Origin of the sequence: Rhizobium sp. CF080 (genome assembly GCF_000282095.2) — a bacterium.
GTDB lineage: Bacteria > Pseudomonadota > Alphaproteobacteria > Rhizobiales > Rhizobiaceae > Neorhizobium.
This window is the reverse complement of sequence record NZ_AKKC02000004.1, coordinates 525,629-538,674: the sequence shown is the minus strand read 5'-3', so window position 1 is coordinate 538,674 and position 13,046 is coordinate 525,629. Positions and strand designations below refer to the sequence as shown.

15 protein-coding genes are annotated in these 13,046 nt (G+C 61.2%); 11 read left to right on the top strand and 4 right to left on the bottom strand.

Features of this window, described 5'->3' with window-relative positions:
• Positions 1-16 precede the first annotated feature (16 nt).
• The gene (locus PMI07_RS09555; protein ID WP_024163695.1) at positions 17-1,000 is read right to left on the bottom strand and encodes an alpha/beta hydrolase; all 984 of its coding nucleotides are present in this window, start codon (positions 998-1,000) and stop codon (positions 17-19) included.
• Positions 997-1,674, bottom strand: coding sequence for a GntR family transcriptional regulator (locus PMI07_RS09550; protein ID WP_007772419.1), 678 nt, complete (start codon positions 1,672-1,674; stop codon positions 997-999). Before PMI07_RS09550 ends, PMI07_RS09555 begins: the two co-directional genes overlap by 4 nt.
• A 101-nt stretch (positions 1,675-1,775) precedes the next feature.
• Here PMI07_RS09550 and ugpC point away from each other — a divergent pair, with 101 nt between their 5' ends.
• Positions 1,776-2,852 carry a sn-glycerol-3-phosphate ABC transporter ATP-binding protein UgpC gene (gene ugpC / locus PMI07_RS09545; RefSeq protein WP_007772421.1) on the top strand — a complete coding sequence of 359 codons (1,077 nt, stop codon included), beginning with the start codon at positions 1,776-1,778 and terminating at the stop codon, positions 2,850-2,852.
• 104 nt (positions 2,853-2,956) lie between these two features.
• Here the strand turns inward: ugpC and PMI07_RS09540 are convergent, their stop codons facing one another.
• Positions 2,957-4,075 carry a mandelate racemase/muconate lactonizing enzyme family protein gene (locus PMI07_RS09540; protein WP_007772422.1) on the bottom strand — a complete coding sequence of 373 codons (1,119 nt, stop codon included), beginning with the start codon at positions 4,073-4,075 and terminating at the stop codon, positions 2,957-2,959.
• A 21-nt stretch (positions 4,076-4,096) separates the two neighbouring features.
• Positions 4,097-4,843, bottom strand: a complete 747-nt coding sequence (locus tag PMI07_RS09535; protein ID WP_007772423.1) for an amino acid ABC transporter ATP-binding protein — start codon at positions 4,841-4,843, stop codon at positions 4,097-4,099.
• 122 nt (positions 4,844-4,965) lie between these two features.
• Here PMI07_RS09535 and PMI07_RS09530 point away from each other — a divergent pair, with 122 nt between their 5' ends.
• The 10 genes from PMI07_RS09530 (at position 4,966) to PMI07_RS09485 (ending at position 13,017) form a co-directional block, all read left to right on the top strand.
• On the top strand, positions 4,966-5,649 hold the full coding sequence (locus PMI07_RS09530; protein ID WP_007772424.1) for a GntR family transcriptional regulator: 684 nt from the start codon (positions 4,966-4,968) through the stop codon (positions 5,647-5,649).
• 16 nt (positions 5,650-5,665) lie between these two features.
• Positions 5,666-6,337 carry an amino acid ABC transporter permease gene (locus tag PMI07_RS09525; protein ID WP_007772425.1) on the top strand — a complete coding sequence of 224 codons (672 nt, stop codon included), beginning with the start codon at positions 5,666-5,668 and terminating at the stop codon, positions 6,335-6,337.
• An 8-nt stretch (positions 6,338-6,345) separates the two neighbouring features.
• Positions 6,346-6,999, top strand: coding sequence for an amino acid ABC transporter permease (locus PMI07_RS09520; protein ID WP_024163694.1), 654 nt, complete (start codon positions 6,346-6,348; stop codon positions 6,997-6,999).
• A gap of 31 nt (positions 7,000-7,030) precedes the next feature.
• Positions 7,031-7,807 (top strand): transporter substrate-binding domain-containing protein, encoded by a 777-nt coding sequence (locus PMI07_RS09515; RefSeq protein WP_007753844.1) that lies wholly within the window; start codon positions 7,031-7,033, stop codon positions 7,805-7,807.
• Between the two features lie 68 nt (positions 7,808-7,875).
• Entirely contained in the window at positions 7,876-8,985 is a 1,110-nt protein-coding gene (locus PMI07_RS09510) for an enolase C-terminal domain-like protein (RefSeq protein ID WP_007753846.1), read from the top strand.
• A 4-nt stretch (positions 8,986-8,989) separates the two neighbouring features.
• Entirely contained in the window at positions 8,990-10,024 is a 1,035-nt protein-coding gene (locus PMI07_RS09505) for a zinc-binding alcohol dehydrogenase family protein (RefSeq protein ID WP_007753847.1), read from the top strand.
• Complete coding sequence (locus PMI07_RS09500; RefSeq protein ID WP_007753849.1) at positions 10,021-10,782, top strand: SDR family oxidoreductase; 762 nt, start codon at positions 10,021-10,023, stop codon at positions 10,780-10,782. Before PMI07_RS09505 ends, PMI07_RS09500 begins: the two co-directional genes overlap by 4 nt.
• A 27-nt stretch (positions 10,783-10,809) precedes the next feature.
• On the top strand, positions 10,810-11,508 hold the full coding sequence (locus tag PMI07_RS09495) for an RraA family protein (protein ID WP_007753852.1): 699 nt from the start codon (positions 10,810-10,812) through the stop codon (positions 11,506-11,508).
• Positions 11,509-11,515: 7 nt separating this feature from the next.
• A complete protein-coding gene (locus PMI07_RS09490) occupies positions 11,516-11,812 on the top strand; it encodes a UxaA family hydrolase (protein WP_007753854.1) in 297 nt (98 codons plus the stop codon).
• Positions 11,809-13,017: a UxaA family hydrolase gene (locus PMI07_RS09485; protein WP_007753856.1), complete on the top strand. Its 1,209-nt coding sequence runs from the start codon at positions 11,809-11,811 to the stop codon at positions 13,015-13,017. Before PMI07_RS09490 ends, PMI07_RS09485 begins: the two co-directional genes overlap by 4 nt.
• The last annotated feature ends 29 nt before the right edge of the window (positions 13,018-13,046 follow it).

The window sequence follows — 13,046 nt, the reverse complement described above, 5'->3', positions numbered from 1 at the left end:
CTCTTGATCGTTTACGTCATGGACGTCGTGTCAGTCGCCTTGCTGCATTGCCCGCGGCCGCCAGAGCCTCCCTTGCGGCCGAAAGTTCGTTGGTGTTCTGCAGGAAACCGTGGATGACGCCCGGCACGATGTGCAGTTCGTCATCACGGCCAAGAGACCTGAGGCGCTGGCTCAGGCTCAGGGTGTCGGAAAGCAGCGGATCCACGGCCGCCGCCATCAGATAAAGCGGCGGCAGCGCGGCCAGAGCCGCATCGGACGCCACGAGAGGGCAGGCAAGCGGGTCCTCCTCGACCACGCGCCCACCGGCATAGAACGACCAGTAGCGCTGCATCTTTCCCAGCGTCAGTCCTGGGCCTTCGGAGAAGCGGACATAGGACGGCGACGTGAAGCTTCGCGCGTAACAGCCGTAGAAAAGCAGCGCCGCATCCGGCAATGTGCGGCCTTCGGCCTGTTCGTGCAGCATCGCTGCAAGAGCAATATTCGCGCCTGCGGAGTCGCCCGAAATCAACAAGGGGCCGCGGCGAACGCCGACACCAGCCGTCACCTCAAAGAGGTTGCGCAGAGCGGCAACAACGTCCTCCAGGCCCGCTGGATAGGCATTTTCCGGGGCCAGACGATAATCAGGCATGACGACCGGCAGGCCGCTTTCGATCGCTAGAACCCGTGCGCAGCGCTCGTGGGTTTCCGGCGAACAGAAGGCAAAACCGCCGCCATGGACAAAGAGAATGGCACCAGCTGTCGCACCAGGAGGCACCAGCACTTTCAGGCGACAGCGTGCTGAACCAAGGCCCGGATCCTCTGCAACCAGCAACTCAGTGACGCTCTCCATCGGCGGCAGGTTGACGTTGCAGCGGATATTAGCGGCAAGCGATTGCGCTCGACCTTGCGGAGGCGGCAGCGTCGTCGGATCCGGTAACGGCCCCAGTTCGGCGAGAACCCGCTCCATGAGCGCTGCCATCTCGTCCGACAAGACATCCGATAATTCGACACCATCGCTCACTGGATCACCTCCGGGAAGACTTCGGGCCCGAAATCGACGATCGTCGCGATATGATGATGCATGGCGGCGGTGGCGCGCCTGACGTCGCCACCCTCGATCGCCTCGATGATGCTGCGATGGCGCAGCGCCGTCGCCTCGAGATCACGCGCCATCGGGCTGCGGGAAATCTTGAAGCGGTGATTGTGCACGAGGCAGCGATGCAGGATAGGATCGAGTGCCGGCAGGTTGGCATCCTCGAAAATGCGGCGATGGAAATCGCGGTCGAAAGAGGCGAGCTCCAGCTCATCGCCCGCACCGGCCGCAACAAGCATCTTCTCAAGGAGGACATTGAGCTCCTTGACCAGCGTCCGGCTCGGCGCACCCATCACACGCACCATGCCGCTGCCCTCGATCTGCTGGCGCAGCCGGAACATTTCGATCGCCTCGTCCTCGGTGCATTCCGAAACCTGCGTGCCTCGATGCCCCTGACGGCGAACAAGCCCCTCTTCCTGGAGCTGAAGCAGCGCCTCGCGCACCGTTCCCTGACTGCACTGAAAATGCGCGGCCAGCTCCAACTCGGTCAGCCCGGTCCCGGGCGCCAGCGTTCCGAGCATGATGTCGCGCTTCAAGGCGTTGAAGGCGGCGCCTGCCTTTGGAGGTTTGCTCGATGTCGGTCGAGACGAAAAATACGCCATGTAGGTCGATCCAGCCGGTTGCACATTCCTGAACTTATCATTATTGATATTGATATCGATAATTGGCGTCAAGCGCGAAAGTCGTGTGGAGGAGGAAAAACGTGGCCGGCATTGCATTGAAGAAAATCCAGAAATCCTACGGAGCTCTGCGGGTCATCCACGACATTGATATCGAGATCGAAAGCGGGGAGTTCCTGGTCCTCGTCGGCCCCTCCGGCTGCGGAAAATCGACCCTGCTGCGCATGATTGCCGGACTGGAGGAAATCTCCAGCGGTGAACTCGATATCGAAGGGCGAACGGTAAATCTGCTGCCCCCGGCGGAGCGTAATATCGCCATGGTCTTCCAGGACTACGCGCTCTATCCCCACATGAGCGTGCGGGAAAACATGTCTTTCGGCCTGAAGATGCGCGGCAGCGAGCAGCGCGATATCGACAACCGCGTGAACCACGCGGCGGACATCCTGAAGATCCAGGACTATCTCGACCGGCGACCGGCGCAACTATCAGGCGGCCAACGCCAGCGCGTCGCTATGGGACGCGCCATCGTCCGCGAGCCTGCGGCGTTTCTCTTCGATGAGCCTCTCTCCAATCTCGACGCGGCCCTGCGCGTGGAGATGCGCCTCGAAATTGCAAAACTCCATCGCCGCATGAAAGCGACCACCGTTTACGTGACCCATGATCAGGTGGAAGCCATGACGCTCGCGGACCGGATCGTGGTGATGAACGGAGGCGTGGTCGAGCAGATCGGTAGGCCGCTCGATCTCTATCACAAGCCGTCGAGCCTGTTCGTCGCCCGCTTTATAGGCAGTCCGACCATGAACACCATCCCCGCCAGCCTCTCCAGGCCACGAGGCGAGGCTCAGGTCCTCGGAAGAACCATCAAGCTGGATGGCCTTGAATTGGCGAGCAATGGGGCCGAGGACATCGTCCTCGGGATAAGGCCGGAAGACCTGATGCAATGCCCCGCCGAGCAGGCTTGGTTTACCGGTGAGTTGATGGTGGCCGAGAAGCTCGGCAGCCAGACCTATGGTTATATTGAGATCGGGCACACGAGGATGCTGGCGGTCGAGTTTCCCCGAGACCAGGAGATGAGTGTGGGCGATGTCATGCATGTCCGAGGCGGCATCTCTGCACTGCACCTTTTCGATGCTGGAAGTGGTAAGCGTCTGAGCCTGTGAATGCCACGTCGCGCGGCGGGCATTCTTGAGGTTGGCCGAGAGCCAACCGCCGGTTTTGATGCGGGATCGAACCCGTGAACCGGAACAGACACCGAGAAGCCATCTCAGCGCAGGCTCTTGCCGAAATTCTCCATGCTCTTGGCAAGCGGTGTCGTGCTTGCGCCGGGCCGTTGCGGCCGCCTGAAAACGCCTTCCTCGACATTCGCAGGCTCCTCGAAATGATCCTTGATCCAAGGGATGTATTCGAGAATCGTCGAGGCCGGATGCCAGTAGCTCATGTGCACGTGCACCTGACTCATCTCGCCCGCATGCGGCACGACGGGCAGCCGGTTGGCTAGCGCCAGATCCGCCACCTGAATATATTCCGTAATCCCTCCAAGACGCGTGACATCCGGCTGCACATAGGCCACGGCTCCGGCGTCGATAAAGGATCGGAAGGCATCAAGCGTATACAACTGCTCGCCGAGCGCGATCGGGACCGACGTATTGCGGGCGAGCGTCGCGTGGCTTTTGACGTCATCGTACCAGAGCGGTTCCTCGAACCAGTAGATATCGAGATCGCGCGCCAGTACGCAGAAGCGCTGGCAGGTCGGTAGGTCCCATCTGCCGTTGCCGTCGATGGCAATGCGGATCTTCGATCCGACACGCCTGCGCACCGCCGCAAGTCGCTCGACATCGACATTCGGGTCATCGTGTCCGACTTTGATCTTGAGCCGGGTGAAACCATCTTCCTCGACCGCTTTCGCCGAACCACGCAAAAGCGTTTCCAGGTCGAATGAGATCCAGCCGATATCGGTATTGTAGGCCTCAAGGGCATCCGTGCGCGCGCCTCCGAGATAGTTCCAGAGCGGCACTCCGGCCTTCTTCGCCTTCAGATCCCAAAGGGCGACATCCACCGCCGCGAGCGCCAGATGGGTGATCCCGGCCCGGCCGACCCATTGCAGCGACGGGTAACGGGCGAGCTTCGTCCAGAGGCGCTGATGATCGGAAGCATCTTCGCCGACCAATAGCGGTGCGTAACAATCGCTGATGCAGGAGGTGATCAGCCGGTCGGAGGCAAGATGGGCATGCGTGCCCGTGAAACCGTAACCCTCCAGGCCGTCGGTGGTGACGATCTTCGCACCGACGACGCCCCAATGGGTGATGCTGTGGGTCGAGTCCGAGATGGAGGCTGAGGTGAGCGGAAGATGAAGAATGAAGGGTTGGACGGAAGCGATTTTCATGTCTGACCTCGACCGATTCGATCAATGAATGAGCTGCGAGAGGAACTCGCGGGAACGCTGGTGTTTGGGTGCGGCGAAGAAGTCTTTCGGAGCGGCCTCTTCAAGAATCTGCCCCTTGTCCATGAAGACGATGCGGTCGGCCACTTGCCCGGCGAAGCCCATCTCATGCGTCACGCAGATCATCGTCATGCCTTCGGAAGCCAGCGACACCATCGTATCCAGCACCTCCTTGACCATTTCCGGGTCAAGCGCCGAGGTCGGCTCGTCGAAAAGCATGATCTTGGGCTGCATGCAGAGTGCCCGCGCAATCGCGACACGCTGCTGCTGACCACCCGAAAGCTGTGATGGAAATTTGTCCGCCTGGTCGGCGATCCGCACCTTGTGCAGCATTTCCATTGCCCTTTCGTACGCCTCGGCCTTCGATTTTCCGAGCACGCGGATCGGTGCGAGCGTGCAGTTCTCGATCACCTTGAGATGCGGAAATAGGTTGAACTGCTGGAACACCATGCCGATGTCACGGCGCGGGGCGATCCGCCCGCGGGATTTCTCTGCCAGCGGCTTGCCGTCGATCTCCACCGAGCCCGCTTGCAGCTCCTCCAGCCCGTTAATGCAGCGGATCAGGGTGGATTTGCCGGAACCGGATGGCCCGCAGACGACAATCTTCTCGCCCTTTGCCACATCCAGGCTCACATGATCCAGCGCCTGGAAAGCGCCGAACATCTTCACCGCATCGCGCAGCTTTACGAAAGCACCGCCGTTTGCGTCCATAGGACCCTCCTCATTCATTGCGGCTTGCCTTGTAGCCTGAAATCCCGAACACAGAAAATAAAAAATTTTCTATTTTTAATTTTTTTCTTGCGTCGTGCTTAAAGCTGGATGATGTTCCGGCCATGAGCATGATCAAGACGACTTTGGCCGAACAGGCCTATCAGGAACTTCGCTCCCTTATCGTGAGCGGACGCCTCTCAGGCGGACAGCGGCTGCTGCCAAACGAACTCGCTTCGCAGCTGGGTATCAGTCCGACGCCGGTGAAGGAGGCTTGCCTTCGGCTGGAGGCCGACGGGCTTCTGGTGAACTCCGCGCGCCGCGGCATGGTCGTCCGCAGCTTCAACGAGGAAGACGTCGAGGAGCTCTATGCGGCCCGCATGCTGATCGAGCGAGGTGCTGTCGAGGCGGCGTTCGATGCCGGACGACTGGACGAGGCCTTGCGGTCGAAACTCGAGGACAATCTTCAAAACCATCGGCGTTTTGCGACAGGCGCGTCGCTTGATGATCTCACGAAAGCGCTCACGTATGACCGCGCATTTCACAGTGCGCTGGTCGGCGCCGCCAGAATACCGATGATATCGGAGACCCACGCGCGCATCGTCAGCCAGACGCATACGGTCTTCGTTTCCATTCCGGGGGACTACAGCCGCTCCGTCGAAGAGCATCAGGACATTCTCGACGCGGTCACTGCCGGCAAGAAAAGCCAGATCGTCAGCGCGCTGCAACGACACCTCGAGAGAAGCCGCCAGAACACCCTTCGTCAGGTGAAGGTTCTTGCGGAGACGTTGGAGCCGAACCTCTTTTGAAGTTTGAGGATCGAGTATGGGGTACCTAGATTTTTCCGGGACGTTCGCGCGCAGCGATCTCTTCGTACACGGCGTCCTGCTGACGCTTGCGCTATCGGTCGCGGCGCTCGTGCTTGGTATGTGCGTCGGCGTGATCGGAGCGCTGATGCGCCTATCGGGCTCCAAAGTGATGTCGTCCATCGCCGCCGCCTACGTGGAAATCATCCGAAACACGCCGTTCCTGGTGCAGATCTATATCGTCTATTTCGGGCTGCCCTCGGTCGGCATCCGGATTTCGGAAATGACCGCCGCCATCCTGTCGCTCACGCTCTACGCGGGAGCCTATGTGACCGAGATCGTTCGCGCCGGCATTCAGACGATCGGCAAGGGCCAGCGGGAGGCAGCGCGGACTCTTGGCATGTCGCCATACCTGACCTTTCGCTATGTCGTCCTGGTGCCGGCGATCTCAGCCATCTTCCCGGCGCTCACCAGCCAGTTCGTGCTGATCATGCTGGCTTCGAGTGTCGTGTCGGTTATCTCGGTCCCGGAACTGACCGGCGTCGCCAATGATATCCAGGGGCTGACCTTCCGCAGCCTTGAGGCATATCTCGTCGTCGCGGCACTGTATCTGGCCCTGACGGCCGCCTTCAAAGGTGCCTTCGCCGCGTTCGACCGCATCCTCTTTTCCTTCCGTTACGCGGGCCGCTGAGCAAGATCATGTTCCAGACATTCAACATCAATCATGTCGGGTTTCTGCTGCAGTGCGCGAGCTGGACAGTCGTCCTTTCGGTGATCGCCCTGATCGGCGGCGGCCTTGGAGGCGTGGCGATTGCGCTGATGCGGCTGTCGCGCTTCGCCTGGCTTCGCTGGATCGCACAGGCCTATATCTACGTCATCCAAGGCACGCCGCTGCTTGTCATCCTCTTCATCGCCTATTTCGGCATCGCCAACCTTGGCTACGACCTGCCGGCGATCTATGCGGCCGGCATCGGGTTCGCGCTCTACGGTAGCGCGTTCCTCGGCGAGATCTGGCGCGGCGCGATCCAGTCGATCAGCAAGGGCCAATGGGAGGCCGCGTTTGTGCTCGCGCTCGGCTGGAGGCATACGATGACGGATATCATCGTGCCGCAGGCGCTGCGCGTCGCCATACCGCCGACGGTCGGCTTCACCGTCCAGGTCGTCAAAAATACGGCGCTCGCCTCGATCGTCGGCTTCGTCGAGCTGACGCGGGCCGGCCAGATCGTCTCCAGCGCGACATTCCAGCCGCTGCAGGTCTACCTGACGGTTGCCGCGATCTACTTCGTTATCTGCTCCGTCCTGTCCTACACCAGCCGGCGGCTGGAGCGGCGGCTGCAACTGACTACCAACTGAGCTTCATTCATCACTAGAGGGAGGAAAGTGCATGCTGTTGAAGAAACTTGCTATCGGGCTTGCTGTCGTGATGGCGACCGTATTGCCCGCAAAGGCGCAAAGTACGTTGGATACGATCATCCAGCGCGGCACCATCAATGTGGGGGTCGGCCTCGGAACGCCGCCCTATGGCCTCATGGACGGCAACATGCAGCCCGATGGCTACGATGTATCCGTGGCGAAGCTGATCGCCCGTGATCTCGGCGTCAAGGTCAACCTGGTCGACACGACGGCCGCCAACCGCATTCCCAATCTGACGGCCAACAAGCTGGACATCGTGATCTATTCGTTCTCGATCACGGCCGAGCGCGCCAAGGCGATCGCGTTTACAAACACCTATTATGTCGATCAGCAGGTCTATGTCGGCCCGGCCGACAAGCCAATCAACAGGATCGAAGACCTATCGGGCAAGAAACTCGGTGTCACGCGCGCCAGCACGAATGACATCGTCATGACGAAGAAGGCCGTCGAAGGCGTCCAGCTGCAGCGATATGACGACGACGCGTCGACGTCGCAGGCTCTGTTCGCAGGTCAGGTCGAAGGCATCGTGACGAGCGGCGCGCTGGCCCGTGCCGTCGAAGAACGCAACCCCAAGCTCAAGAAGCAGTTCGTGGTGGCGTCCGCCCCGATGGCCATAGGCCTGCGCCGCAACGATCCAGACTTCCTGCACTGGCTGAACACCGAGCTCTTCATGCTCCAGTCGACGGGCGAGCTGCAAGCCTTGCAGAAGAAGTGGATGGGCGTCGAGGTCGACCTGCCCCGTTTCTGAGAATGACCGGGGTCCGGTGTTATTTCGGGCCCCGACACCGCCACGATCGGCTTATTGAAGGCTTTCCCATGAAGATCACGGACGTGAAAGTGCGCTGCTGCCAGCGCAAACCAGGCGACTTTGCCGCCAGCGCATTTCGAACCGGAGATTTCCAGAAATTTGAATTTCTGACCGTGACGATGGTCACCGACATCGGGCTGGAAGCGACTGCTTTTGGATTTGCGGGCCGATCCGCGCCAGGGGCCGGCAGGCTGATCGCCGATACGCTCCGCCCGTTCTTCATCGGTCGCGATCCGCTGGATCGGGAAAAGGCCTGGCATGATTTCCGGGTGGCCGACCGCTGGTGGGGCCATCTGCCGATCTACGCCTATGGACCGTTCGACACCTGCCTCTGGCTGCTCTCAGCTGCCGCCGCCGGCCAGCCTCTCTACAAATATCTCGGCGCATACCGCGAAAACGTGCCGGTCTATGGCAGCTCAATGATCCTCTCCGAACCGCAGGATTACGTGAACGAGGCCCTGCGCGCCAAGGCCGAAGGCTTGAAGGCCTACAAGCTTCACACGCCCGGCCTCGATCTCGACTACGATATCGACGTACACCGGCAGGTCCGCGCCGCGGTCGGGGCGGATTTCACCCTGATGTCCGATCCGGTCTCGATGTTCAATCTCGAACAGTCGATCCGCCTCGGCCGCGAGCTGGAACGCCTCGACTTCTACTGGTTCGAGGAGCCGCTTTACGACGAGGACGTCCATTCGCTTCGCGAGCTGACGCGCACGCTTGAGATTCCGGTCGTCGGAACGGAAGTCCTTGCCAAGCACCCCTACAGCATTGCCGAGTGCATATCGACGCGGGTGGTCGATCGTGTCCGGGCCGATGTGTCCTGGACGGGTGGCGTCACGGGCGTCATGAAGACTGCACGCCTTGCGGAGGCCTTCGGCGTCAACTGCGAAATCCACACCTCGATCTTCCACCCGATGGAGATCGTCAACCTGCATTGCGCGGCGGCGGTCAAGAACTGCGACTTCTTCGAAGTGCTTTATCCGATGGAGAACTTTGCGTTCGGCCTCAAGCAGCCGCTGCCGATCAAGGACGGTTATGCGACACCGCCCTCCGGTCCCGGCCTCGGGGTGGAACTCGACTGGGACCTCATCGAAAACAGCACGATCTGCGAGGCCTGAGCAGATGATGAAAGCAGTCTGCCTTGATGAACCCGGAAAAATTTCGCTGGTCGAATTGCCCGAACCGACACCCGGCCCCGGCGAAGTCGCAGTCCGAATGGAATATGTGGGCTATTGCGGTTCCGACCTCACATCGTTTCGCGGCCTCAATCCGCTGATCTCCTACCCCCGCGTTCCCGGCCATGAGATCTCCGGCACGATCGCCGCTCTCGGCGATGGCGTCAGCTCACTGGCGATCGGCCAGTCCGTGACCATCCTGCCCTACTTCAACTGCGGCAAATGCCATGCCTGCCGCCTCGGCCGGCCGAATGCCTGCAAGAACAACCAGACCATGGGCGTGCAGCGCGAAGGCGCGATGACCTCCACGGTGGTCGTCCCCGTAGCCAAGATCGTCCCGGTCGAAGGCATGCGCCAGCGGGATCTTGCCCTGATCGAGCCGATCGCCGTGGGCTTCCATGCCGTCCGCCGCTCCGACTTGAAGGCGGGGGAAACGGTCGTCATCCTCGGCTGTGGCGTAATCGGTCTCGGCGCCCTGCTCGGCGCCGTCAGGCGGGGCGCACGGGTGATCGCGGTCGATCTAAGCGCCGACAAGCTCTCCGTAGCCGAAGCGCTCGGCGCCGATGAAACGATCGACGCATCGCGCGAGGACGTGCTGAAGCATGTTCTCGATATCACCAACGGCGACGGCCCGGAGGCCGTGATCGAGGCGGTCGGCGCGGATGTGACCTTCCGGCAGGCGATCGATCTCGTCGCATCCTGCGGCCGGGTCGTCTATGTCGGTTACGCCAAGAACCCGATCGCCTATGACACCAAATATTTCCTGCTCAAGGAAATGGATATCCGCGGCTCCCGCGGATCGGAGCTTGCCGATTTCCAGGATGTCATTGCCTATCTGAAGCAACATCCGGATGCCGGCGACCGCATCATTTCGCGTGTCGTGCCGATCGAGGAGGCCGGTGCCGCCATGGAGGCCTGGGACAAGGACCCCGGTGGCTTTACCAAGATCGTCGTCCGGATCGACGCGAGGGAAGACGTATGAGCCTTCAGGATATCTTCGGACTGACGGGCGAGCATGCGCTCGTCACCGGCGGCGGAAGCGGACTTGGCCTTGCGATCGCCACCTGCTTTGTCCAGGCCGGCGCCAGGGTTACGATCGTCGGCACCAATGCCGACAAGCTGGTAAAGGCCTGCGAAACGCTCGGCCCCTCCGCTCAAAATCATGTCTTCGACGTGACCGACACGGCGGGCGCGGAAGACTTCGCCCGCGACATCGAACGAAAATTCGGGAAAGTCTCGATCCTCGTCAACAATGCCGGCAACACGGTCAAGAAGCCGCTAGGCGAGATGAGCGTTGAGGCATTCAACTCCGTGCTGAACGTCCACGTCGGAGGTGCGTTCGCCCTGTCGCGCGCTTTCCTGCCGCAAGTGACCGAAGCAGAAGGCAGCATTCTCTTCACCGCGTCGATGAGCTCGTTCCTCGGCATTCCCAACGTGATCGGCTATTCCGCTGCGAAATCCGCTTATGTCGGCATGGTGCGGGCATTGGCCACAGAACTTGCGCCCGTCGGCGTTCGCGTCAACGGCGTAGCGCCGGGCTGGATTGACACCGCCCTGCTGCGCCAGGCAACCGCTGCCGATCCGGAACGGGCTCGCAAGATCAACAGCCGCATTCCGATGGGCCGTTTCGGAGAAGGCGCCGATATTGGCTGGGCCATGACCTATCTCGCCTCGCGTGCCGCCGCCTATGTTACCGGCCACATCATCGTGGTCGATGGCGGCGCGCTGCACGGCTTTTGAGACAAACTTTCAAGGGAGAACAACACTATGACGACCGACGTAAACGCAGCCGACAAGGCGATGTTCGAGGTTATCCGCAAGGAGCTTTTCACGGCCGTTGTCGGCGACGTACTCGATGTCATGGGCCATCGCCGGCAGTTCCTGCCGGCCGGTATCGCTCCCCTGCAGCCGGAGATGAAGGTCATCGGCCGGGCAATGCCCGTGCTCGAGGCGGATGTCTTTTCCGATGGTTCGCCCGACGCGCAGGGACCGCTTGCCAACAAGCCGTTCGGCATCATGATGGAAGCGTTGGATAGCCTGACCGAGAACGAGGTCTATATCGCCAGCGGCTCCTCCTTCCGCTATGCCCTCTGGGGTGGCCTGATGTCCACAAGAGCCCAGACGCTGAAGGCGGCCGGGGCAGTGCTCAACGGCTATGTTCGCGACTCCTGGGAGATCGAAAAGCTCGGCTTCTCCGTTTTCTCGCGCGGCATCTATGCGCAGGACCAGGGTCCGCGCGGCAAGGTCATCGACTACGGTTGTCCGATCGAGATCGAAGGCATCCGGGTGACGCCCGGCGACCTCATCTTCGGTGACCGCGAGGGCGTGCTGGTCATTCCCCGCGAGGCCGAAAAAGAGGCGATCGAGCGCGCGCTGGAAAAGGTCAGCACGGAAAACAAGGTTGCAACGGCCATCCGCAACGGCATGAGCGCGTGCGACGCATTCCAGACCTTCGGCGTCATGTGAGCCGGCAATGAACGATCCGCGCCTGCTTCTGCTCTCTGACCGCGACAATGTCCTGATAGCCTGCCGGCGCATCGATGCCGGCGAGAAGATCGTCATCGGCCGCAAACCACACGTACTGGCGAAGACGATCGAACTCGGCCACAAGCTGGCGCGATGTTCAATCGGAGCGGGTGAAAAGGTCGTCAAATACGGTGTCCCGATCGGCTCCGCGACACGGGCGATCGAGCCCGGCGAGCACGTGCACATCCACAATCTGAAGAGCGACTACATCAGGACGCACCTGATCGCGGATACCGCGTCATGACAGGCGAACGGGCCCCCATTCTCGGCTATCTGAGGCCCGATGGCCGCAAGGGTATCCGCAACATCGTGGTCGTCGCCTATCTGGTGGAATGCGCTCATCACGTCGGTCGGGAAATCGTCAGTCATTTCCGCGGCAAGGACGTCCATCTGATCGGCTTTCCGGGCTGTTTTCCAAACCCCTATGCCCAGCGCATGATGGAACGGCTCTGTACGCACCCCAACGTTGCCGCAGCCCTGCTGTTGTCGCTCGGATGCGAGAGCTTCAACAAGTTCTCGCTTTCCCGTATCGTGGAGACGAGCGGCAGACCCGTTGCGACCCTCACGATCCAGGAGAATGGCGGAACGCTTTCGACGATTACCGACGGCATCGACTGGGTCGCCCAACGCTTGGAAGAGCTGGATGGGGTCACGAGAGTGCCCATGGACCCGAGCGAACTGATCATCGGCACAATCTGCGGCGGCTCCGACGGCACGAGCGGCATGACCGGCAACCCTGCCGCCGGCCTTGCCTTTGACCGGTTGGTAGAGGCGGGCGCCGCGTGCATTTTCGAGGAGACCGGCGAGCTGATCGGATGCGAGGAAATCATGGCCAGCCGGGCGGTGACGCTGGAGCTTGGCGACGAGCTGCGGGCCTCCGTGGCGAAGGCCGCCCGCTACTATGCCACCCTGGGCTATGGCAGTTTCGCGCCCGGCAACGCCGATGGCGGGCTTTCGACGATCGAGGAAAAATCGATGGGCGCCTATGCCAAGTCGGGCTCCTCGCCTATTTCGGGCCTGATCAAGCCGGGCGACATTCCGCCGCGCGGCGGGCTCTACCTGATGGATGTCGTGCCGGACGGCGACGTGCGTTTCGGCTTTCCGAATGTCTCGGACAATGCCGAAATCGTCGAGCTGATCGCGACCGGCTGTCATCTCACCCTTTTCGTCACCGGCCGCGGTTCCGTGTCCGGCTCGGCGATCGCGCCGGTCATCAAGATCTGCGCCAATCCGGAAACCTACCGTCGGCTCTCGGGCGACATGGACGTGGATGCCGGCCGCATCCTGGAAGGCCGCGCAAAACTATCCGAAGTTGGAGACGAGATCTTTGACCTGGTCCTTTCCGTCGCGAACGGCCAGGCAACCAAGTCCGAACTGCTCGGCCATCGCGAGTTCATCCTGACCTATAAGACATTCGATCCCATCGGACCCGCATGCCTGCCAGGCTAGGCGCCCGACCCGACGTCACGCGATAAAAT

Bases quoted from the DNA above. Each gene is read 5' to 3' on its own strand.
- PMI07_RS09520 (WP_024163694.1), top strand. From the start codon at position 6,346: ATGTTCCAGACATTCAACATCAATCATGTCGGGTTTCTGCTGCAGTGC.
- PMI07_RS09535 (WP_007772423.1), bottom strand. From the start codon at position 4,843: ATGGACGCAAACGGCGGTGCTTTCGTAAAGCTGCGCGATGCGGTGAAG.
- PMI07_RS09505 (WP_007753847.1), top strand. From the start codon at position 8,990: ATGATGAAAGCAGTCTGCCTTGATGAACCCGGAAAAATTTCGCTGGTC.
- PMI07_RS09490 (WP_007753854.1), top strand. From the start codon at position 11,516: ATGAACGATCCGCGCCTGCTTCTGCTCTCTGACCGCGACAATGTCCTG.
- PMI07_RS09485 (WP_007753856.1), top strand. From the start codon at position 11,809: ATGACAGGCGAACGGGCCCCCATTCTCGGCTATCTGAGGCCCGATGGC.
- PMI07_RS09495 (WP_007753852.1), top strand. From the start codon at position 10,810: ATGACGACCGACGTAAACGCAGCCGACAAGGCGATGTTCGAGGTTATC.
- PMI07_RS09515 (WP_007753844.1), top strand. From the start codon at position 7,031: ATGCTGTTGAAGAAACTTGCTATCGGGCTTGCTGTCGTGATGGCGACC.
- PMI07_RS09500 (WP_007753849.1), top strand. From the start codon at position 10,021: ATGAGCCTTCAGGATATCTTCGGACTGACGGGCGAGCATGCGCTCGTC.
- PMI07_RS09530 (WP_007772424.1), top strand. From the start codon at position 4,966: ATGAGCATGATCAAGACGACTTTGGCCGAACAGGCCTATCAGGAACTT.
- PMI07_RS09550 (WP_007772419.1), bottom strand. From the start codon at position 1,674: ATGGCGTATTTTTCGTCTCGACCGACATCGAGCAAACCTCCAAAGGCA.
- PMI07_RS09540 (WP_007772422.1), bottom strand. From the start codon at position 4,075: ATGAAAATCGCTTCCGTCCAACCCTTCATTCTTCATCTTCCGCTCACC.
- PMI07_RS09525 (WP_007772425.1), top strand. From the start codon at position 5,666: ATGGGGTACCTAGATTTTTCCGGGACGTTCGCGCGCAGCGATCTCTTC.
- PMI07_RS09510 (WP_007753846.1), top strand. From the start codon at position 7,876: ATGAAGATCACGGACGTGAAAGTGCGCTGCTGCCAGCGCAAACCAGGC.